This is a genomic window from Enterobacter sp. RHBSTW-00901 (genome assembly GCF_014103115.1).
In the GTDB taxonomy this organism is placed as follows: domain Bacteria; phylum Pseudomonadota; class Gammaproteobacteria; order Enterobacterales; family Enterobacteriaceae; genus Enterobacter; species Enterobacter cloacae_P.
On the sequence record NZ_JABXPB010000001.1, the window covers coordinates 1,294,357 to 1,314,523 of the forward strand.

The following is a 20,167-nucleotide window of genomic DNA, read 5'->3' on the forward strand; positions in this document are numbered from 1 at the left end:
ATAAAGGCGCAAATTACGCTTGATACTGTTCGTTTTTTTAGTAACGCGTGGCAATCTGCAAATTGTTATACATTTAAACAATCAGAAAAATATTCACCACAAGAATCAATTAAATATAATTATCTATATACCCAATTATTAACCCGACAGAGATAAACCCACCATCGGGTTAATATTTTCATTACCCTTTCAGTGCTGCCCCTTTCGTTGCGATCACCTCTTTATACCAGTGGAAACTTTTCTTACGGCGACGTGCCAGGGTACCCTTTCCGCTGTCATCACGGTCAACATAAATAAAACCATAGCGCTTGGACAGCTCTGCTTTAGAGGCGCTAACCAGATCGATCGGCCCCCAACTGGTGTACCCCATTACCTCGACACCATCGTCAATGGCTTCACGCACCTGCACCAGGTGATCGTTCAGGTAGCTGATGCGGTAATCATCCTGCACTATACCGTCAGCGTCCGGTTTATCCTTCGCACCCAGACCGTTTTCAACGATAAACAGTGGCTTCTGATAGCGATCCCACAGCACGTTCAGCAGCGTACGCAGACCGATGGGATCAATCTGCCAACCCCATTCGGAGCTTGCGAGGTGCGGGTTCGGCACCATACTCAGGATATTGCCGCGCGCCTGTTGGTTCAGCTCTTCATCGGTGGTGACGCAGCCCGTCATGTAGTAGCTGAACGAGATAAAATCGATGGTCGATTTCAGCGCCTCGCGATCGGCATCAGTGATCTCCAACTGAATCCCGTTATCGCGGAAGAAGCGCAGCATGTAGCCCGGATACGCACCACGACACTGTACGTCGCCAAAGAACTGCCACGCGCGGTTTTCCTGCAACGCTTCCAGCACATCCTCTGGCTTGCAGGTCAGCGGGTACATCAGGCCGCCCAGCAACATGTTGCCAATTTTGGCATCCGGGATAATCTCGTGACAGGCTTTTACCGCCAGCGCACTGGCCACCAGCTGATGGTGGATCGCCTGATACACCTCGCCCTTACTGCTGGTTCCCGGCAGACCGACGCCGGTCATGGGGGCATGCAGAGACATGTTGATTTCGTTAAAGGTCAGCCACAGCTTCACCTTCCCTTTGTAGCGTGCAAATACGGTACGGGCGTAACGCTCGAAGAAACCAATGACCTGACGGCTGCCCCAGCCACCATATTGCTTCACCAGTCCCCACGGCATTTCATAGTGCGACAGGGTGACCAGCGGTGTGATGTTGTGCGCCGCCAGTTCATCAAACAGCTTGTCGTAAAACGCCAGGCCTGCTTCGTTTGGCTGTTGTTCATCCCCGTTCGGGAAGATACGCGTCCAGGCAATCGAGACACGCAGACAACTAAAGCCCATTTCGGCAAACAGTTTGATGTCCTCCGGATAGCGGTGATAGAAGTCGATGGCGACATCCTTGATGCCGCTGTCACCCACCACACGCTCCACCACCGGACCAAAGACCCCCTGCGGCTGGACGTCAGAGGTGGACAGCCCTTTGCCATCCGCCAGATAAGCGCCTTCTACCTGGTTCGCGGCAACTGCACCGCCCCATAAAAAATCATCCGGGAAAGTTTTCATCACGTTCTCCTGTTATTAATGGCTTACGCTAAGTAACGGTGAGCCTGCGTGAACGGACGTTGCCGCCACGGTCGACACTTCACGATACTCGTCGCTGTTACTGATAATAATCGGGGTCGCCAGGTCGTATCCGGCATCAAGAATGGCCTGACGATCAAACTCCAGCAGTAGGTCGCCCGGCTGTACTTTGTCACCCACTTTCACATGAGCAGTAAACGGCTTACCGTCAAGCTTCACGGTGTCGATCCCAACATGGATCAACACTTCAATACCGCTGGTGCTGAGCAGCCCGATGGCATGTTTAGTCTGGAACAGAGAGGCTACTTCACCGGCAAAAGGGGCAATGACCTTGTTATCAGAGGGAATAATGGCCGCGCCGTTGCCCAGCAGTCCGCTGGCAAAGGTGGTATCCGGCACCTGGTCAAGCGCAAGGACAGTGCCCGTCATCGGGGACAGCACGTCGTTATCGCCGACAGTTGTAGGCACCACGGCATCTTGTGTTGAACGCACTGGCATACCGGCGACCAGCGTCAGGCCGCAGCTGAGCACCAGCGCGACGATGGTACCGATAATGCCGCCCCACAGCGTGGCGTTCACGCCACCAGGCGGGATCATCTGCGCGATGGTAAAGATATTGGCGAAACCAAAGGAGTACACGTGGGTATCGCTAAAGCCGACAATCGCCCCCCCGATGGCTCCAGCCACACAGCCAAAGATAAACGGACGACGCAGCGGCAGGTTAACACCGTACACCGCCGGTTCAGTGATCCCAAAAATTCCTGCCGTGACGGACGAACCGGCCAGCATTTTCTGGCGAGCATCGCGGGTACGCAGGAAGATCCCAAACGCAGCCCCCACCTGACCAAACACCGCTGGCAGCAGCATCGGCAGCATGGAGTCATGGCCCAACACCGCCAGGTTGTTAATCATCAGCGGTACCAGCCCCCAGTGCAGGCCAAAAATCACGCAAACCTGCCACAGTGCGCCAATAGCCGCACCCGCAAGCCACGGGGCAAGAACGTAAATCCACTGGTAGCCGTTTGCCAATAGCTGGCTGAGCCAGGTTGCCAGCGGACCAATCACCAGGAAGGTCAGCGGCACGGTAACGCCTAAGCAGATGAGCGGTGCAAAGAAGTTTTTCATCGACGATGGCAACAGCTTTGTACTCTGTTTTTCCAGCCAGCAACTCACCCACGCGGCGAGAATGATCGGGATCACCGATGAGCTGTAGTTGAACCAGGTGACGGGAATACCGAGAAATGCCTCGGCAGTCGCACCCGGCTGCTGGCTGGCATTAAACGCTGCAATCATCATCGGATGGGTAAGCGCACCACCGATCACCATAGTGATAAACGGGTTGCCGCCAAATTTTTTCCCGGCGGTGTAGCCCAGCACCAGAGGGAAGAAGAAGAACAGTGCATCACTCGCGGCGAACCAGATTTTATAGGTACCGCTTTCAGGGGTCAGCCAGCCACAGACGACGGCCAGCGCCAGCAACCCTTTCAGGATACCGGAGGCCGCCAGAATGCCGATAAACGGCGTGAAAATCCCGGAAACGATGTCGATCAGGCGGCCCAGCAGATTCCCTTTTTCGCCCTTCTCTTCCACTGCGGGTGTCTCATCCGTCAGTCCCGCCTCGCTACGCACCGCCTTCCAGACGCTATTCACATGGTTGCCAATAACCACCTGGAACTGACCACCGCTTTCAACCACCATAATCACGCCCGGGTTTTTCTTCAGCCCTTCCGCATCCGCTTTTTGATTCTCTTTCAGTTTGAAGCGAAGCCGGGTAGCGCAGTGGACAAGACTGACGATGTTCTCTTTTCCGCCAACGTGGCCGAGAATATCCTTTGCTAATGCCTGGTATTCCATCTCGATTTCCTTACATCCGATGCCCGCAGACACCTGTTGACTGAGTATAAAAATAAAAAAACCCGAGAGCGTCCTCCTTTCGAAGGCCGCGCTCAGGTTTTGCCTGCGTTATGCAGTAACAATCCAGTTTGTGGGGCTTAACGCCCCTCTTTTCTCACCCGTTCAATATGAATGGCGAGGAACATAATTTCTTCAGTTGTCAGATCACGCTGATAGCTTTTATTCAGATGCTGCGCGATTTTCTCAGCACATTTCCACGCTTTCGCGTAGTTGTCTTTCACCGCCGTATGCAGCGAAACATCGTCATCGTCCACCACAGTTCGAGTGAGCATCCGCTGGGCAAAAAACTTCAGATGGGTGACAAAACGCTGATAGCTGAGCGATTCTTCATCATACTCAAGCTGCAGCTGGTACTTCACCAGTTGCAGGATCTCCTGCATGACCCGGGTGACGTGCATCACTTCCGGCATCTCGCTGTTCAGTTGCGCGGTGACCAGATGCAGCGCGATAAACCCGGCCTCATCCTCCGCCAGTTCGACATTCAGGCGTTTGGCGATAATGGCCCTCGCCTCCTGCCCCAGTTCGAACTCCTTCGGATACAGGCGTTTGATATCCCACAACAGCACGTTTTTGATTGCCAGCGCTTTCTTCTGCCGTTCAATCGCAAAGTAGCAGTGGTCAGTCAAGGTGATATACAAACTCTCCTGCAATTTCCCCAGCCGCTGCGACGCCAGCCCAATGATGAGGTCGCAGGTGGTCATCACCTCCAGCGGGATCTGGCTAAGCAGCTCCCCCAGCCGACGAACCAGTTCATCGCTTTGTAACGCAAACACCTTTTCAATCAGCGTGGTATCCAGCTCTTCACCGACGCGCTTCTGGAAAGCCAGCCCTCGGCCCATCACGACCTGTTCGCGCCCGCGCCCATCCTGAACAACCACCACATTATTATTAAGAATTTTGGCGATTTTCATCGGAACCCCAGAAACAAAAAAACCTGACCTCCGGCAGAAGCCAGAAAATCAGGTTTTGCCTGCCTAAGCAGTAACAATCCAGTTCTGGCACTCTATCAGTTTCATTCATAGCCTCAATCTGTCGCGAGTAAAAACGTGACGCAGATCGTACTTGCTACGGTTATATCAGAAGGTCACCACGGTTTTTAGCTCGGTTACCCATGCATCCTGAGTTCGGTCGACCCCGCCAGGATGGTGCCAGTACTGAATACCTGGCTGCAGCTCAAGCCACGACACAGGACGGAAGCGATAGTAAAACTCGCCATTCAGTGAATGACCAGGCACCGGGCGATACGCCGGATCGTTATAGTCAGACACCCCATTCAGCGTATTCATGTAACGCTGGTTACGCGCATACTGGTTGCTCATATCGATCCAGGTCAGACCAAAGCCAATCCAGTCTTCCGGACGAGCATCAAACAGCCCACGGTAGCGTAGCGAGGCGGCGTAGACCTGATGCATATAGTTGGAGTTCTGATCGGCGAGACTCATGCTGATGGAGGTGCTTAAGCCACGATTCGGATCGTCCTTGTGTTGTGTGAGCTGCTGGTTAAGCCCGGCGTACATAAACCATGTACGGTTATGCTTCTCGTATCCCTCCGGATCGGTTGCACCCGCACCACCAGATACGCCACGGTAAAGGTCAGTTTGCGGTGCATTGGTATACACCACGCCCAGGTTATATGCTCCAGGCAGACCACCTATCAACGGACGTGCTTCGATCTCAACCGGCAGTAATACACCTTTGCTACCCTTCGTCGACCAGCTCCACGCATGGTTTCGGCTGGAGGCATCCGGGTTTTGTTCCATCACACCGCCTTTCAGGGTCACGGTTGGCGTTACCTTATACTCCAGCGTGGTACCCCAGGTATGGACGTTCCAGTTGTTCCAGGTTAGCGAGTTGGCCGATTTCCCTCCGCACTGCGAGAGCATCTGGAAGTCACACGGGATGATCTGGTCGAAAGTTTGTACTTTGTTCATCATCCCGATGCGCCAGGTGAGGCGTCGGTCATCAAAGCTACGGGCAAACGTCAGCCAGCCCAGACGGGTGATAGATTGCCCGCCCCAGCTTTCCTGAGTCAGATCATTAAAGTTAACGCGCGGATCCTGAACGCGTTTGGTGGTGAGATCGTCATTGTGGTTACGGTTGACGATATTCCCTTCAATACGAGCATCCGGAATGCCCGTCCAGCGCTCCAGATCCTGGTTGAAGGTCAGCGCAAACTGGTCGATATAGGCCACGTGAGAATCGTGATTATAGCCACCGCCACCGTTCCAGCCAATTTCATTCAGGTAGCCGAGATTCCAGGTGAACCCGTTATCGTTAAGGATCTTACGAATACCGAGCATATCGCCAAGGATTGGATCCGGTGGCGCTTCAAATCCTAGCGCCGTCCCGTTCCAGTCCTGAGCCATCGACAAAGGGGAAATCGTCAATAAGGCGAGCGCGCACAGCTTATAGTGAATATTTTTATATGCCATAATAACAACCTGTGATTGAGTATTTAGTGCGTAACTGGTCGCAGGAAATTTATCTATTTCCTGTCATATCATTTATTTTTGGTAATAGTCGCCCCTGCGGTTATCAATAACCACAAAATGCGCCCTGATTAATTTCAATAAAAAAGTTAAGTCAAATTTCTCTCCTGCATAAATTACAGGCAAAAAAAAACCTAAGCACTCCACAGCGATTAATGCTGTAGAACGCTTAGGTTTTGCCTGTTAGCCAGTAACAATCCTGCGTTGAAAACAGTGGCACCTTAACACCGTCGTGCCACGTTGAAAACCTGCATTGTTTTATATTTTAATAAAGTGTGAGCAAATTAACGCTTATTATTTTGACTGAATCACCCGCGCAATATCCGCGGAAGTCTGTAACGTACGGATCTCCTGGAATAATCCTAACGCTTCGCTGTACTCTTTGCGCAAATAACTGAGCCACTGCTTAATACGTGCAACATGATACAAGCCGGTATCCCCCTGCTTTTCCAGACGGCTGTATTTTTGCAGTAGCGTCACCACCTCAGCCCACGGCATGCGCGGTTCGTTATATTTCACCATCCGGCTGAGATTCGGCACATTCAACGCCCCACGGCCAATCATTACCGCATCGCAGCCAGTCTCTTTCAGACAGGCCTGTGCGCTCTCGTAATCCCAGATTTCGCCATTCGCAATCACGGGAATAGAGAGTCGTTTGCGGATCTCGCCAATCGCCTGCCAGTTGATGCGATCGGCCTTATAACCATCCTCTTTGGTACGGCCATGCACGACTAACTCTGTTGCACCCGCCTGCTGTACCGCATCGGCTATTTCAAACTGTCGCGCATCGCTGTCCCAGCCCAGTCGCACCTTCACCGTCACCGGTAAATGCGACGGTACAGCTTCACGCATGGCTTTTGCACCGCGATAAATCAGCTCAGGATCTTTCAGCAATGTTGCCCCACCGCCGCTGCCGTTGACCAGTTTCGACGGGCAGCCGCAGTTGAGATCGACCCCGTAAGAACCAAGATCCACCGCACGGGCAGCATTTTCCGCCAGCCATTGCGGATACTGGCCCAGCAACTGAATGCGCACCAGCGTGCCGGATGTTGTTCGGCTCTGGTTGTGCAGCTCCGGGCAGAGCCTGTGAAAAGATTTTACCGGCAATAACATATCGACCACGCGTAAAAATTCCGTCACGCAGAGATCGTAATCATTCACCTCGGTCAGAAGCTCGCGCACGAGGGAGTCGAGCACGCCTTCCATTGGGGCCAGTAAAACACGCATATCAGTACCTGTAAAAAAAGACGCGCTATAGTTGCATTTAAACTTAAGACTGTCCATTTGTGGCAATGTCAGACGTTCCATTCAGGAATGTCTGGTATGCTCAAAATTCATGATGTGATCCGTAGCACATTTCAGGGTTTAATTGTATGATGAATGCGTTTCATCAAGGACTTTCACCATGAGCAAATCATTGAATACTATCTGGCAATACCTGCGCGCATTCGTCCTGATTTACGCCTGTCTGTACGCCGGGATTTTCATCGCGTCCCTGTTACCTATCACCATTCCCGGCAGCATTATCGGTATGCTGATCCTGTTTGTGCTGCTGGCACTGCAGGTTTTGCCTGCGAAGTGGGTCAACCCTGGCTGCTTCGTTCTCATTCGCTACATGGCGCTACTGTTTGTCCCCATCGGCGTCGGGGTCATGCAATATTACGATTTGCTCAAAGCACAGTTCGGCCCCATTGTCGTCTCCTGCGCGGTCAGTACGCTGGTGGTTTTCCTGGTGGTGAGCTGGAGTTCGCATCTGGTGCATGGCGAACGTAAAGTGATTGGGCAAAAAGGAACAAAGCAATGATGGAGAATATCTGGTGGTCGCTGCCGTTAACCCTGGTGGTGTTCTTCGCCGCGCGTAAACTTGCCGTACGTTTCAGAATGCCATTGCTCAACCCTCTGCTGGTGGCGATGGTGGTGATCATTCCTTTCCTGCTTCTCACCGGCATTCCTTACGAACGCTACTTTGCCGGGAGCAAGATTTTAAACGATCTGCTGCAGCCTGCCGTTGTGGCGCTCGCCTTTCCTTTATATGAACAGTTGCACCAGATCCGTGCCCGCTGGAAGTCCATCATTACTATCTGTTTTGTGGGGAGTCTGGTGGCGATGATTACCGGAACGTCGGTCGCACTGTTGATGGGAGCCTCTCCGCAGATTGCCGCCTCTATTCTGCCAAAATCCGTCACCACGCCAATCGCGATGGCGGTGGGCGGCAGCATCGGCGGTATACCGGCCATCAGCGCCGTATGCGTAATTTTCGTGGGTATTCTTGGTGCGGTATTTGGCCATACCCTGTTGAATGCTATGCGCATTCATACCAAAGCCGCGCGTGGTCTGGCGATGGGGACGGCTTCACACGCCCTGGGTACCGCACGTTGCGCTGAGCTGGATTATCAGGAAGGGGCATTCAGCTCGCTGGCACTGGTCATCTGTGGGATCATGACCTCTCTGATCGCGCCGTTCCTGTTCCCGATCATTCTGGCAGTTGTGGGCTAAAATTTGCGATACGTCGCGCAAATTTCATTTTGTTTTCATAAGTTGCATAAGTAATGAGAAGTGGATCACATATAAAGCCGTAATGGCTCCGTACACTACCGATCCATTAACCTTTATGAGGCAAACGCCATGCATCCACGTTTTCAAGCTGCTTTCGCCCAGCTTGCAGAGAATTTGCAATCAGCCCTGGCCCCGGTTCTGGCGGATGAGCATTTCCCCGCCCTGCTGACGGCTGAGCAGGTCACTCTGCTTCAACAGGCAACAGGACTGGACGAAGACGCGCTGGCTTTCGCACTGCTGCCGCTGGCCGCCGCCTGCGCACGCGCTGACCTCTCCCACTTCAATGTAGGGGCGATTGCACGCGGTGTAAGCGGAACCTGGTACTTTGGCGGTAACATGGAGTTCCTGGGTGCGACGATGCAGCAAACTGTCCACGCGGAACAAAGCGCCATCAGCCACGCCTGGCTGCGCGGCGAAAAAGCGCTAAGCGCCATTACCGTTAACTACACCCCTTGTGGCCACTGTCGTCAGTTTATGAACGAGCTGAACAGCGGACTGCAATTGCGCATCAACCTGCCAGGTCGTGCACCACACACGCTGGGTGATTACCTGCCTGACGCTTTCGGCCCGAAAGATCTGGATATCAAAACGCTGCTGATGGATGAGCAGGATCACGGCTTCGCCCTGTCCGGCGATGACCTGAGCCAGGCCGCTATCACCGCCGCCAACAAGAGCCACACCCCGTACAGCAAATCACCTAGTGGCGTAGCGCTACAGTGCCGTGATGGCCGTATCTTCAGCGGCAGCTATGCGGAAAATGCCGCATTTAACCCAACGCTGCCACCACTGCAGGGCGCACTGAATCTGCTGAACCTGAACGGTTATGACTACCCGGATATTCAGCGCACTATTCTGGCAGAAATTGCCGATGCACCGCTGATTCAGTGGGATGCTACCGCCGCCACGCTGAAAGCGCTGGGCTGTTCATCGATTGAACGCGTGCTGCTTGCGTAATCCTTCCGGCGGGCAGGAATGCCCGCCAGTGTGATGAAAAACCCCTCAGTTGATTCGCTGTTTCTTGCGCTAACCATGCGGGTAAAGTAGCCTGAGTTAAATTTCACCTTTGGTACGAGCCATCTGCATGTTAAAGCGCATTTTTTACAGCCTGTCTGTCCTGCTCGGCATACTGCTGTTGACTGTGCTTGGCCTCGACCGCTGGATAAGCTGGAAAACAGCGCCCTACATCTTTGATGACCTGCAGGATCTCCCCTATCGTCAGGTTGGTGTGGTACTCGGTACCGCCAAATATTACCGTACCGGCGTCATCAATCAGTATTACCGTTATCGTATTCAGGGGGCGCTAAACGCCTATAACAGCGGAAAGGTGAATTACCTGCTGTTGAGCGGCGATAACGCGCTGCAAAGCTATAACGAACCGGTGACGATGCGTAAGGATTTGATTGCCGCAGGGGTCGACCCGGCCGATATCGTGCTCGACTACGCCGGATTCCGCACCCTGGACTCCATCGTGCGTACCCGTAAAGTGTTCGACACCAACGATTTCATCATCATTACCCAGCGCTTCCACTGCGAACGGGCATTGTTTATTGCGTTGCATATGGGTATTCAGGCCCAGTGCTACGCGGTGCCATCGCCAAAAGACATGCTGAGCGTGCGCGTACGCGAGTTCGGTGCCCGTTTTGGTGCACTGGCTGACCTGTACATCTTCAAACGAGAACCGCGCTTTTTAGGCCCACTGGTGCCAATTCCGGCGATGCATGAAGTGCCAGAAGATGCGCAGGGTTACCCGGCAGTGACGCCTGAACAACTGCTGGATATGCAGAAAAAAGAGAAAAAATAGCCCCGCTTTTATACTTTCTTTACGTCGGGCATCACTCTTTTTATCCGCCCTTTACTCTCGCCCTTTTAAGCTGAGTTCATTGCCGCTACGGCTTCATTGAAGAATGACTATGAGCTCAATAATGAATGCTTTTTTCCTGAAAAATATCCGCCCGTATTTTAACTTCCCGGGATTATCGCTCCCGACCGCCCTCAATTCAGGCCTGTATCTCGATGAGAAAATTGCAGCCATGAAACAGAATTTGTCAGCGGAAGTGACGGATTATCTGGCACGTTATCCGCAGACTAAACACATTGACGTTTACCTAAACGACATCAATGGCATTATGCGTGGCAAACGGCTCTCAGTGGAAAGCATGCTGAATCTTGAGAAAGGCTGCTATTTTCCCCTTTCGGTCTACTCAATGGATCAAAAAGGAAAGATTGCCGCATCACTTCATGATGAGCCAGACCGGCTTTGCGTACCCGTTCCCGGTTCCCTGTGCCCTTCGCCCCAGGCTCCTGAGCATAACGCGCAGATCCTGTTGACCATGAATGACAGCGATGGAAAATCCTGTCCGCTTGAGCCACGCGTGATATTGCAAAACGTCCTTGCACGCTTCCACCAGCATGGGCTTTTCCCGGTGATTGCACCAGAGATTGAGTTCTATCTGACGGGGTCAGATTCTCAGGATCCGCAGAATCAGGGTTGCTTTCATATGGATACGTCAACGGCGCACGCGGCATTGTTTGACGAACTGGAGCAGCTGGCGCAACACCAGCACATTCCACTGACCGGGATCGTGGCAGAAGCCGAACCCGGTCAGTACGAGTTGAACCTGAAGCACAGCCATCGGGTTATTGAGGTATGCGATAACGTACTGGCTCTGCGGCGCTTAACCCGATACGTTGCAGAGAAACACGGGCTCCAGGCCAGCTTTATGGCCAAACCCTTCAGCCTTCAGTCCGGCAGCGGTCTGCATTTCCATTTCAGCCTGAATAATATTCACGGCGAAAACATGTTCGCCTCACCGGTGGATGAGCTCAATAGCATGATGCGCCTGTGTATCGCGGGCCAGCTGGCACTGATGCCCGCGTCCGTCGCCATTCTGGCCCCGGGTGTTAACGCTTTCCGCCGCCTGCGTAAAAACCTCAATGAGCCACTATTTAACTCCTGGGGCTATAACACCCGCTCCGCCGCGCTGCGTATTCCCTGCTCGGATGAGAACAACCGTCGTATTGAGTATCGTCTGGCGGGTGCGGATGCCAACCCGTATCTGGTGGTCGCCACAATCCTCACGGGCATGTTGTATGGTCTGGAAAATTTCGATGAGGATGATTTACCTGAACCGCAACAGGATGAACCTGTATTGCCGCTGTTCCAGCAGCAGGCCATTGAGGTATTTTCCCGCAACCAATATCTCACCGACAGCCTTGGCGAAGCCTTTTCCCAACAGTGGGTTGCCTGCAAGCTCTCAGAGCTGGACTGGTTTGAAAGTATCGTCACCGAACAAGAATCCGCGCTGACGTGAAAAACAAAAAAGCCCGCTCAATGAGCGGGCCTGGTCAGGCATGAAGCCATTATTTCTTACGCGCGTATTTCAGTGAATCCAGGGCAACCGCGAAGATGATGATTGCGCCTTTGATGATGTACTGCCAGTACGGGTTCACACCGATGTAGGTCAGACCGTAGTTGATAACGGTGAAGATGATGACACCGGTTACCACGCCAAGCACAGTACCAACACCGCCGCTGAAGGAAACACCACCTACCACACACGCAGCAATCGCATCCAGTTCGTACATAAAACCAAGGTTGTTGGTTGCAGAACCGATACGACCGGCTTCCAGCATCCCACCGAAGGCATAGAACACGCCGGACAGGGCATAAATCATCAGCAGGTTCAGCGCAACGTTAACGCCAGACACTTTTGCCGCTTCCGGGTTACCACCGATAGCGAAGATATTTTTACCGAAGCGAGTTTTGTTCCACAGGATCCAGACGAAGGACACTGCAATCAACGCATAGAAGGTGATGTACGACAGGCGGAAACTGCCCAGCGCGATAAACCCTTGCGTGAAGGTCGAGAAGCCACTGTCAAACCCCGAGATTGGGGACGCACCGACGAAGTCGTAGTACAGGGAGTTGATACCGTAAACGATGATCATAGTACCCAACGTGGTGATAAATGGCGTCACGTTCAGGTAAGCAATGATGATGCCGTTAATCAGACCAATTACCGCACCGATGACGCAGACAATCAGGATCACCACGAAAATCGGCATGGTCGCCATTTCCGGGAACACTTTGTTGGCATTTTCCATCGACTGCAACATCGTTGCCGCGATAACCGCCGCCAGCCCCACCTGACGCCCCGCCGAAAGGTCAGTACCCTGGGTGACGATAAGACCCGCTACGCCCAGTGCGATGATAATACGCACGGAAGATTGGGTCAGAATGTTACTCAGGTTCAGCAGACTTAAGAACGTAGGATCCTGGAAAATAATGATGGCCAGTAACACTAAAAGAACAACGTAAATACCGCCTTCTTTCAGATAAGTGAGAAAACTTTTTTTATTTAACGCACTCATGAGGAGCCCCTGATCTTAAAGGTGCAAAGACGCAAGACGCAGAATTTCGTTTTGCGTTGTCGTTTTGGTGTCAACAATACCGGCAACGAGACCATTGCTCATAACCAGAATACGATCTGTGATCCCTAATAATTCCGGCATTTCGGAAGAAATAATAATGATCCCTTTATTCTTTTTCGCCAGCTCAGCAATCAGCTGATAAATTTCAAATTTTGCACCCACATCAATACCACGGGTTGGTTCATCCAGCATCAGAATTTCAGGCTGAGTTAATAACCAGCGACCGATAATGACTTTTTGCTGGTTTCCCCCCGAGAGCGAACCAATTTGTGTACGGTGGCCAGGCGTTTTCACGCGCATGGAGTCGATCACCCATTGGGTATCGCTTTTCATACGAGAATTATCCAGCAGGCCGATTTTGTTTTTGTAGTTACGAATATTCGAAATTAACGAGTTAAAGTTAATATCGAGATAGGCATAAATACCGGTAGAGCGTCGCTCTTCCGTCACCAGCGCAAAACCGTGGTTAATGGCTTCGTTGGCATTGTGGTTATTAATTTTCTTACCGTGCAGTGTAATGGTCCCCTCGGCTTTCTCACGAATACCAAACAGGGTTTCCACGATATCGGTACGTTTGGCACCCACCAGCCCCGCAATCCCCAGAATTTCGCCTTTGTGCAGGTCGAAGGAGACGTCGCGAATCGATGGCTGACGCAGCGAGGTCAGGTTACGCACCTCAAGGATCACCTCACCCGGTTTGTTTTCACGATCCGGGAAACGCTGATTCAGCGAACGGCCAACCATCATGGCAATGATCTTGTCCATGTCCAGCCCTTCCAGAGGCTGAGTGGCAATCCACTGACCGTCACGCAGGATGGTAATTTCATCACACAGCTGGAAGATCTCTTCCATCTTATGGGAGATATATACAATGCCGCAGCCGCGTTCTTTCAGTTTGCGAATAATGGTAAAAAGGTGGTTAACCTCTTTTTCCGTTAATGACGATGTCGGTTCATCCATGATGACAATTTTCGCATCATAGGAGAACGCTTTCGCAATTTCGATCATCTGCATCTGGGAAACTGATAATGTCCCGACGCGAGCGCGTGGATCGATATCAATATCCAGTTCATCGAAAATTGCTTTGGTGTCACGATACATTTTATCTTGATCGACAAAGACACCTTTGGTTGGGTAACGCCCCAGCCACATATTATCCATAACCGAGCGTTGCAGTACCAGGTTCAATTCCTGGTGAACCATTGAGATACCGTTTTCCAGTGCTTCTTTAGCTGAATGGAAATCGATCTCTTTCCCCTGAAAAAGAATGCTGCCAGAATCTTTTTGATAGATCCCAAAAAGACATTTTAATAATGTTGATTTACCCGCACCGTTTTCACCCATTAATGCATGAATAGAGTGGGGACGGACTTTTAAATTAACATTATCGAGTGCCTTAACACCGGGAAAAGACTTGTTGACACCTGTCATTTCCAACAAGTATTCACCGGACGACTGAGTAGTTGTGCTGACCATAATTATACCTTGTTGGCCTCGCATATCGCGTTATAAAAGGGCGCAACGAATTGCGCCCAGTGAAGACATGACGACTAACTTATTTGCCGATGAACTCAGCCAGGTTGGACTGGTCTACGCCCACGTAAGGTACGCGAACGATTTTGTTGTCGATTTTCCAGTTGGTGCCATCAGCTGCACCTTTACCGTCGGCCAGGTTTTTCGCCAGATCGAAGGTCGCTTTCGCCTGGTTGTTGGCATCGTTCAGCACGGTACCGGCCATTGCGCCAGACTTAACCAGAGCCAGCGCTTCTGGCAGAGCATCCACACCGAACACAGGAATGGAAGATTTGTTGTGTGCTTTCAGCGCTTCTACTGCACCCATTGCCATCGCATCGTTGTTGGCGATAACCACTTCGATTTTGTTAGCGTTCGGGCCAGACAGCCATGCGTCCATCTTATCTTTCGCCTGAGCGGTATCCCACATTGCGGTATCTAACGCCAGCTGCTGGGTTTTCAGACCTTTGTCGTTCAGCTCTTTGATAACGTAAGTGGTACGTGCTTCAGCATCCGGGTGGCCTGGTTCGCCTTTCAGCAGAACGAACTGAACCTGACCATCTTTGTTCAGGTCCCAGTTCGGGTTAGCCGCCCAGTGTTTAGCAATCAGATCGCCCTGGATAATACCGGACTCTTTGGAGTCAGTACCCACATAGTACGCTTTGTCGTAGCTATCCAGCGCTTTACGAGAAGGTTCTTTGTTGAAGAAGACGATTGGCACGTTCTGGCCACGCGCTTTCTCAATAACTGTGCCTGCTGCAGCCGGGTCAACCAGGTTGATGGCCAGTGCTTTCACGCCTTTTGCCAGCAGAACGTCAATCTGGTCGTTCTGTTTGGACTGGTCGTTCTGGGAGTCATTCATCAGCAGCTGAACGTCTGGCGCTGCTTTAGCGTCTTTCTCGATAGCTTTACGCACAACAGACATGAAGTTGTCGTCGTATTTATAGATAGTCACGCCAATACGGGTATCCGCAGCGTGTGCTGCTGCACCAAAAAGCATACTTGCCATAACAGCAGACAGAGTCAACACCTTCTTATTCATGGTATCTCCGGTTTTTTTATGCAGGGTAGTTCTTGTGAATAACGGTCGGCGGGCAGGTGTTAATAAAACGTTACTGACAGCCGAAGTTCACTTATAAAATTTCTATCTTCCGTGTTCGGTAACGCTCCAGAAATGCGTTTTATTGGTTGTTTGCGGCACGTTGGCTATGATGAAAGTGATTAATCACCGTTACATAGCGTTTCAGTCCCTAAAACGCTGACATCATAGTCAGCACCTTGTTAAGATACTGTGAATTTACTCACAGATTGAAAACGGTTACATCAAGCCAAGTAATCAGTTAGTGATCGGAACCACAATTTGCCGAATAGATACGGAATGGCGACGCACTAAAGTCGGCATGAAACAGTGCGTTGCCCCCGGATCCAGCAGCCCTGCAGCCCCCTGTAACGCCAGCTCAGTCGCCAGTTTTGCCATGGATGCAATCGGGTAACGCACCGTCGTCAGCTGTGGGTCGGTGTAACGGGCAATCGGGATATCATCAAAGCCAATCAACGACAAATGCTGTGGCACAGCAATACCGTTATCTTTCAGTGCAGTAAGTGCTCCCGCCGCCATGCTGTCGTTATAGGCAAAGACCGCTGAAAGTTGCAGATTGCGGCCCAGTAACTCCACCATCGCGGCCTCACCGCCCTGCATGTCCGGCGTTCCGGTTCCCACCCAGCTTTCCGGCGGCACAATGCCGTGCTCTTTCAGCGCGTTTTGCCACCCTTCGCGGCGCATCTCGTCATCTTCAATATGGTGGCTGGAAGCAAGGAAACCGATGCGCTGATGACCATTGTTGATGAGCATTCGCGTCGCCATCATTGCACCGCTGACGTTATCCAGCCCGACGCAGCGGTGGGCGTAGCCAGGCACAATTCGGTTGATCAGCACCATACCCGGGATCTGCTCCATAAACCCGGCAAGCTCTTCATCGCTCAGTGCTTTTGAGTGGACAATCAAGGCATTACAACGCTGGCGGATCAGCACTTCGATAGCATGACGTTCTTTTTCAGCCTCATGGTAACTGTTGCCGATCAGCACATATTTCTGGTGCTGCTGGGCGACAACATCCACCGCTTTGACCAACGCACCGAAAAATGCATCCGAGACATCCATCACTACTACGCCAATGGTGTCACTGACCTGAGTCGCAAGCGCCTGCGCATTGGCATTAGGCCGGTATCCCAGTTGGGTGACAGCTTTCATTACGGTTTCACGGGTTTCAGGGCTGACCAGTGCGCTGTTGTTCAGCACACGGGAGACGGTAGCAACAGAAACACCCGCCTGACGGGCGACGTCACGAATGGTGATCATATTCACCATCCTTCAAAGGATTGCAGCAACTCACAGACACCCCCTGTGTTTAGCAAGGAGGCTATTTTGGCAGCGAGAGAAAGGGGACTACGTGAAGAAGCTCACACGAATGAAAACGCTTACATCCGTTTTGTTAATGATTGTGATCCAGATCGTTATCTGGATGTATTAGTCAATGATACACCCGAAGCATGTGCGGTTAATTGCCGCCACCCCCACTCCAGTGGCCCCTGGCGGAAATAGCGCAGCCAGATAACAGAAAATGCCACGTTAACAACCCAGACAGGAATAACAAACGCCAACAGCGTAAACCGGTCGAATTTCATAAACAGGCCAAATTGATAGAAAAGCGTGGTGCAAATCAGCGTCTGCAGAATGTAATTGCTTAATGCCATACGGCCAACGCAGGCGATGGCGCTCACCAGCCACAGGCGGCAGATCTGCGGCCAGAAGCCATAAATCAGCGCCGCGTAGCCAATGGTCTGGAATGGTGCGCTCAGTTCCCGGGGAGCCTGAAGCAGGAAAGCACACCAGCGGTAGTTCCAGTGCAAATGCCACTGCAGCATAACCGCCGGAAGATTGATCAGTATGCCGAGCAGTAACAGCCCCGCCCCTACCAGACGGTAGTGGCGAAGACTGAATTCACCTTTCAGCCAGCCGGTACGCATCAGCGACGCCCCCATCAGCATCATTCCCGCCAGCTGCCAGCCGTATTGTGCGCCCAGCGCAAGAAGGTTGTCCCCGAGCATATCCGCCCGGTTGCTGATGGCTTCAGTACCGCCTTTAAGCTTCCAGTACTGTTCATACTGGAGGTTGGCGGCATCCGGTATCCATGAGCGGTTCGTCGCCTCACCGGAAATCATCCCCAGCAATACCAGTACACCAACGCCCATGACATAGAGCATCACACCGGTGTTAAACAGGCTTTTTACACTGTGTGCATCGCGGATAAGCCGCCAGCAGATCAGCCCCACCAGACCATAGGCCAGCAGAATATCGCCATCCCAGAAGAGTAAACCGTGAATGAATCCGAAGATCACCAGCAGCGTCAGACGTGACTGAATCCAGCGCGTACCGCGCCTGAGCAGAAGCTGCAGACCCGCGCCAAACAGCAGTGCAAATAACGTAAGGAATTTCACCTGCGCGAGGAGATCGAGGATCGCCCATGTCCAGGCATCGCTACGGGTAATCTCACCATACCAGGCTGGGTTGAGATAGGCGGCCTTTGGCAAGCCAAAGGCGCAGATGTTAAGCAGCAGGATACCGAGAATGGCGACGCCGCGAACAAAATCGAGCGTGACGTTTCGCTCCATGTACCCTGCCCTGTCTGATTAGTTGTGGTGACGCACGGCGCGCAGGAACTCCTGGCGGGTGTTCTGGCTGGATTTAAACAGACCGCCCAGCGATGTCGTGGTGGTTGCACTGGTGGCATCACGGACGCCGCGCGCTTTCACGCAGTAGTGAACCGCGTCGATGGATACCGCCACGTTATTGGTGCCCAGCAGCGTTTGCAGCGCGGTCAGGATCTGCTGCGTCAGACGCTCCTGCACCTGAGGGCGCTGCGCGAAGAACTGCACAATGCGGTTGATCTTGGACAGACCAATCACCATATCTTTTGGAATATAAGCCACCGTCGCTTTGCCATCGATGGTCACGAAGTGATGCTCACAGGTGCTGGTGAGTGTGATATCGCGTACCGTTACCATCTCATCAACCTTCATCTTATTTTCGATGACGGTGATTTTCGGGAAGTTGGCGTAATCAAGACCGGAGAAAATTTCGTCGACGTACATTTTGGCAATACGGTTCGGCGTCTCCATCAGACTGTCGTCGCTCAGATCGAGGTTCAGCAGTTGCATGATCTCGGTCATGTGCCCGGAAATCAGACGCTTACGTGTTTCATTATCCATTGCATGAACTGGCGGACGCAGTGGCGTTTCAAGGCCGCGCGCAACCAACGCTTCATGGACCAGGGCAGCTTCTTTACTGAGTGATGACATTCTTTTCTCCTGCAGGTGTGGCGTCTTTCGCCCTCGTAGTGGCAAAAGTGTGCGTTCATTGTGCGTGAGGCGACGCACATAATCCAGTATTCACGACGATAATTATTGCAATTGTTGTTGCCTTTCAGCCTGACGGTTCCACACTAACGCACCGCCGACGAACAATGCCAGACCAGCCAACCCTAACGCTGGCTCCAGCTGATGCGTGAGCCAGGTCGACAGCGCCGAGGTCATCGGGCCAATCAGTTGCCCAATCGCATAGCCAGTGGTCAGAAGGCCTGCCATATAACGGGTATGATTCGGTGCAAGTTCCCGACCATACAGTAAAGAGAGCTGTACGGCGCACAAAAAACCGCCCCCCACCAGCAGCCCACCAATCAGCAGGCCACCAATTCCAGGCAACAGCCAGGCTGCCAGCACACCGGTTCCCTGCAGCCACAGCACGATAGCCAGCCTGCGGTTGGACGTTGAAGTGTGGCGCAAAACGATACTGAGTGCGATACCCACAACGGATGCAACACCGAATATCGGCCAGACAAACTGGGCAAACAGGCTGCCGGGGAACCGCACGGCTGCCATTTGTGATAAAAAGGTCGCCGGCAGGATATAACCAAACCCGGCCAGGCTATAGCTCCAGACCAGACGTTTTAAATTAGTCGTCAGAACGAGAGGTTCCGGCGCGGTTCCAGGCCGATGAAGCTGACCCGCTCGAGGCAGATACCGCGCCACCAGTGCGACGAGCACCAGCGCCAGCACGCCATAAATCTGCCATGCTGCCCCGGCAGACAGCGACTTCGCCTGAATACAGACGGCAAGCAACCCGCTCAGGGCGATACCCGCCCCCGGTCCGGCAAACACCGCGGCGCTGAGACCCGGTTTCCCCAGTTGCCCCAGACGTTCGTTGGTCCACGCGGCAATCAACACCATTGACCAACCGCTCATGCAGCCAATAGCAAAGCGCAGCAGACCGTGAACGATCGCATTATCTGCTGCGGCAGAAAGCAGCGTGAGCGCAACGGCACCAAAAATCCCCAGCCAGAGGCGTGTTTCAACGAAGCGGTGAGCGCGCATCGCATCCCATGCGCCTACCAGATACCCCAGATAGTTCATCGCCGCCACCAGACCCGCACTGGTGAGCGTGAGTTGTCCGGCGGTCATCATCAGCGGTACCTGGGGCGTAAAGGCAAAGCGCCCTATTCCCATTGCCACCACCAGAACCACAAATCCGCTGAATGCAATACGCAGCGCCATGACCGCCCCAATTGTTAAAAATAAGTAAAATCATGATGCAGTATCTGACCGCCAGGCGGAA

General features: G+C 52.6%; 16 protein-coding genes and 1 pseudogene. 5 read left to right on the forward strand and 12 right to left on the reverse strand.

What is annotated here, in order from left to right:
• Nucleotides 1-181: 181 nt before the first annotated feature.
• The 5 genes and pseudogenes from HV318_RS06290 to dusC form a co-directional block, all read right to left on the reverse strand.
• The gene (locus HV318_RS06290; RefSeq protein WP_182272046.1) at nt 182-1,576 is read right to left on the reverse strand and encodes a glycoside hydrolase family 1 protein; all 1,395 of its coding nucleotides are present in this window, start codon (nt 1,574-1,576) and stop codon (nt 182-184) included.
• Nucleotides 1,577-1,591: 15 nt separating this feature from the next.
• Nucleotides 1,592-3,560: pseudogene (bglF, locus tag HV318_RS06295) on the reverse strand (PTS beta-glucoside transporter subunit IIABC).
• A 25-nt stretch (nt 3,561-3,585) separates the two neighbouring features.
• On the reverse strand, nt 3,586-4,419 hold the full coding sequence (gene bglG, locus HV318_RS06300) for a transcriptional antiterminator BglG (protein ID WP_182272047.1): 834 nt from the start codon (nt 4,417-4,419) through the stop codon (nt 3,586-3,588).
• A 165-nt stretch (nt 4,420-4,584) separates the two neighbouring features.
• Nucleotides 4,585-5,940 (reverse strand): carbohydrate porin, encoded by a 1,356-nt coding sequence (locus HV318_RS06305; protein WP_182272048.1) that lies wholly within the window; start codon nt 5,938-5,940, stop codon nt 4,585-4,587.
• Between the two features lie 351 nt (nt 5,941-6,291).
• The gene (gene dusC / locus HV318_RS06310) at nt 6,292-7,224 is read right to left on the reverse strand and encodes a tRNA dihydrouridine(16) synthase DusC (RefSeq protein WP_182272049.1); all 933 of its coding nucleotides are present in this window, start codon (nt 7,222-7,224) and stop codon (nt 6,292-6,294) included.
• A gap of 178 nt (nt 7,225-7,402) precedes the next feature.
• Between dusC and HV318_RS06315 the strand changes: the two genes are divergently transcribed.
• The 5 genes from HV318_RS06315 to HV318_RS06335 all read left to right on the forward strand — a co-directional run bounded on the left by HV318_RS06315 (nt 7,403) and on the right by HV318_RS06335 (nt 11,864).
• Nucleotides 7,403-7,801 (forward strand): CidA/LrgA family protein, encoded by a 399-nt coding sequence (locus tag HV318_RS06315; RefSeq protein WP_182272050.1) that lies wholly within the window; start codon nt 7,403-7,405, stop codon nt 7,799-7,801.
• Nucleotides 7,798-8,493, forward strand: a complete 696-nt coding sequence (locus HV318_RS06320; protein ID WP_182272051.1) for a CidB/LrgB family autolysis modulator — start codon at nt 7,798-7,800, stop codon at nt 8,491-8,493. Before HV318_RS06315 ends, HV318_RS06320 begins: the two co-directional genes overlap by 4 nt.
• A 129-nt stretch (nt 8,494-8,622) precedes the next feature.
• The gene (cdd, locus tag HV318_RS06325) at nt 8,623-9,507 is read left to right on the forward strand and encodes a cytidine deaminase (RefSeq protein WP_182272052.1); all 885 of its coding nucleotides are present in this window, start codon (nt 8,623-8,625) and stop codon (nt 9,505-9,507) included.
• A gap of 127 nt (nt 9,508-9,634) precedes the next feature.
• Complete coding sequence (gene sanA, locus HV318_RS06330; protein WP_182272053.1) at nt 9,635-10,354, forward strand: outer membrane permeability protein SanA; 720 nt, start codon at nt 9,635-9,637, stop codon at nt 10,352-10,354.
• A 121-nt stretch (nt 10,355-10,475) separates the two neighbouring features.
• On the forward strand, nt 10,476-11,864 hold the full coding sequence (locus tag HV318_RS06335) for a glutamine synthetase family protein (RefSeq protein WP_182274546.1): 1,389 nt from the start codon (nt 10,476-10,478) through the stop codon (nt 11,862-11,864).
• A 49-nt stretch (nt 11,865-11,913) separates the two neighbouring features.
• Here the strand turns inward: HV318_RS06335 and mglC are convergent, their stop codons facing one another.
• From mglC to HV318_RS06370, 7 genes are all read right to left on the reverse strand, one after another.
• Entirely contained in the window at nt 11,914-12,924 is a 1,011-nt protein-coding gene (gene mglC, locus HV318_RS06340) for a galactose/methyl galactoside ABC transporter permease MglC (RefSeq protein ID WP_182272054.1), read from the reverse strand.
• 15 nt (nt 12,925-12,939) lie between these two features.
• Nucleotides 12,940-14,460 (reverse strand): galactose/methyl galactoside ABC transporter ATP-binding protein MglA, encoded by a 1,521-nt coding sequence (gene mglA / locus HV318_RS06345; protein WP_182272055.1) that lies wholly within the window; start codon nt 14,458-14,460, stop codon nt 12,940-12,942.
• Between the two features lie 79 nt (nt 14,461-14,539).
• Nucleotides 14,540-15,538, reverse strand: coding sequence for a galactose/glucose ABC transporter substrate-binding protein MglB (mglB, locus tag HV318_RS06350; RefSeq protein ID WP_182272056.1), 999 nt, complete (start codon nt 15,536-15,538; stop codon nt 14,540-14,542).
• A gap of 294 nt (nt 15,539-15,832) precedes the next feature.
• Nucleotides 15,833-16,855 carry an HTH-type transcriptional regulator GalS gene (gene galS, locus HV318_RS06355; protein ID WP_182272057.1) on the reverse strand — a complete coding sequence of 341 codons (1,023 nt, stop codon included), beginning with the start codon at nt 16,853-16,855 and terminating at the stop codon, nt 15,833-15,835.
• Between the two features lie 155 nt (nt 16,856-17,010).
• Nucleotides 17,011-18,168, reverse strand: coding sequence for a DUF418 domain-containing protein YeiB (gene yeiB / locus HV318_RS06360; RefSeq protein ID WP_182272058.1), 1,158 nt, complete (start codon nt 18,166-18,168; stop codon nt 17,011-17,013).
• Between the two features lie 18 nt (nt 18,169-18,186).
• Entirely contained in the window at nt 18,187-18,855 is a 669-nt protein-coding gene (gene folE, locus HV318_RS06365) for a GTP cyclohydrolase I FolE (RefSeq protein WP_182272059.1), read from the reverse strand.
• Between the two features lie 102 nt (nt 18,856-18,957).
• Nucleotides 18,958-20,106: a YbfB/YjiJ family MFS transporter gene (locus HV318_RS06370; RefSeq protein WP_182272060.1), complete on the reverse strand. Its 1,149-nt coding sequence runs from the start codon at nt 20,104-20,106 to the stop codon at nt 18,958-18,960.
• Nucleotides 20,107-20,167: the final 61 nt, after the last annotated feature.

Bases quoted from the DNA above. Each gene is read 5' to 3' on its own strand.
- HV318_RS06290 (WP_182272046.1), bottom strand. From the start codon at position 1,576: ATGAAAACTTTCCCGGATGATTTTTTATGGGGCGGTGCAGTTGCCGCG.
- bglG (WP_182272047.1), bottom strand. From the start codon at position 4,419: ATGAAAATCGCCAAAATTCTTAATAATAATGTGGTGGTTGTTCAGGAT.
- HV318_RS06305 (WP_182272048.1), bottom strand. From the start codon at position 5,940: ATGGCATATAAAAATATTCACTATAAGCTGTGCGCGCTCGCCTTATTG.
- dusC (WP_182272049.1), bottom strand. From the start codon at position 7,224: ATGCGTGTTTTACTGGCCCCAATGGAAGGCGTGCTCGACTCCCTCGTG.
- HV318_RS06315 (WP_182272050.1), top strand. From the start codon at position 7,403: ATGAGCAAATCATTGAATACTATCTGGCAATACCTGCGCGCATTCGTC.
- HV318_RS06320 (WP_182272051.1), top strand. From the start codon at position 7,798: ATGATGGAGAATATCTGGTGGTCGCTGCCGTTAACCCTGGTGGTGTTC.
- cdd (WP_182272052.1), top strand. From the start codon at position 8,623: ATGCATCCACGTTTTCAAGCTGCTTTCGCCCAGCTTGCAGAGAATTTG.
- sanA (WP_182272053.1), top strand. From the start codon at position 9,635: ATGTTAAAGCGCATTTTTTACAGCCTGTCTGTCCTGCTCGGCATACTG.
- HV318_RS06335 (WP_182274546.1), top strand. From the start codon at position 10,476: ATGAATGCTTTTTTCCTGAAAAATATCCGCCCGTATTTTAACTTCCCG.
- mglC (WP_182272054.1), bottom strand. From the start codon at position 12,924: ATGAGTGCGTTAAATAAAAAAAGTTTTCTCACTTATCTGAAAGAAGGC.
- mglA (WP_182272055.1), bottom strand. From the start codon at position 14,460: ATGGTCAGCACAACTACTCAGTCGTCCGGTGAATACTTGTTGGAAATG.
- mglB (WP_182272056.1), bottom strand. From the start codon at position 15,538: ATGAATAAGAAGGTGTTGACTCTGTCTGCTGTTATGGCAAGTATGCTT.
- galS (WP_182272057.1), bottom strand. From the start codon at position 16,855: ATGATCACCATTCGTGACGTCGCCCGTCAGGCGGGTGTTTCTGTTGCT.
- yeiB (WP_182272058.1), bottom strand. From the start codon at position 18,168: ATGGAGCGAAACGTCACGCTCGATTTTGTTCGCGGCGTCGCCATTCTC.
- folE (WP_182272059.1), bottom strand. From the start codon at position 18,855: ATGTCATCACTCAGTAAAGAAGCTGCCCTGGTCCATGAAGCGTTGGTT.
- HV318_RS06370 (WP_182272060.1), bottom strand. From the start codon at position 20,106: ATGGCGCTGCGTATTGCATTCAGCGGATTTGTGGTTCTGGTGGTGGCA.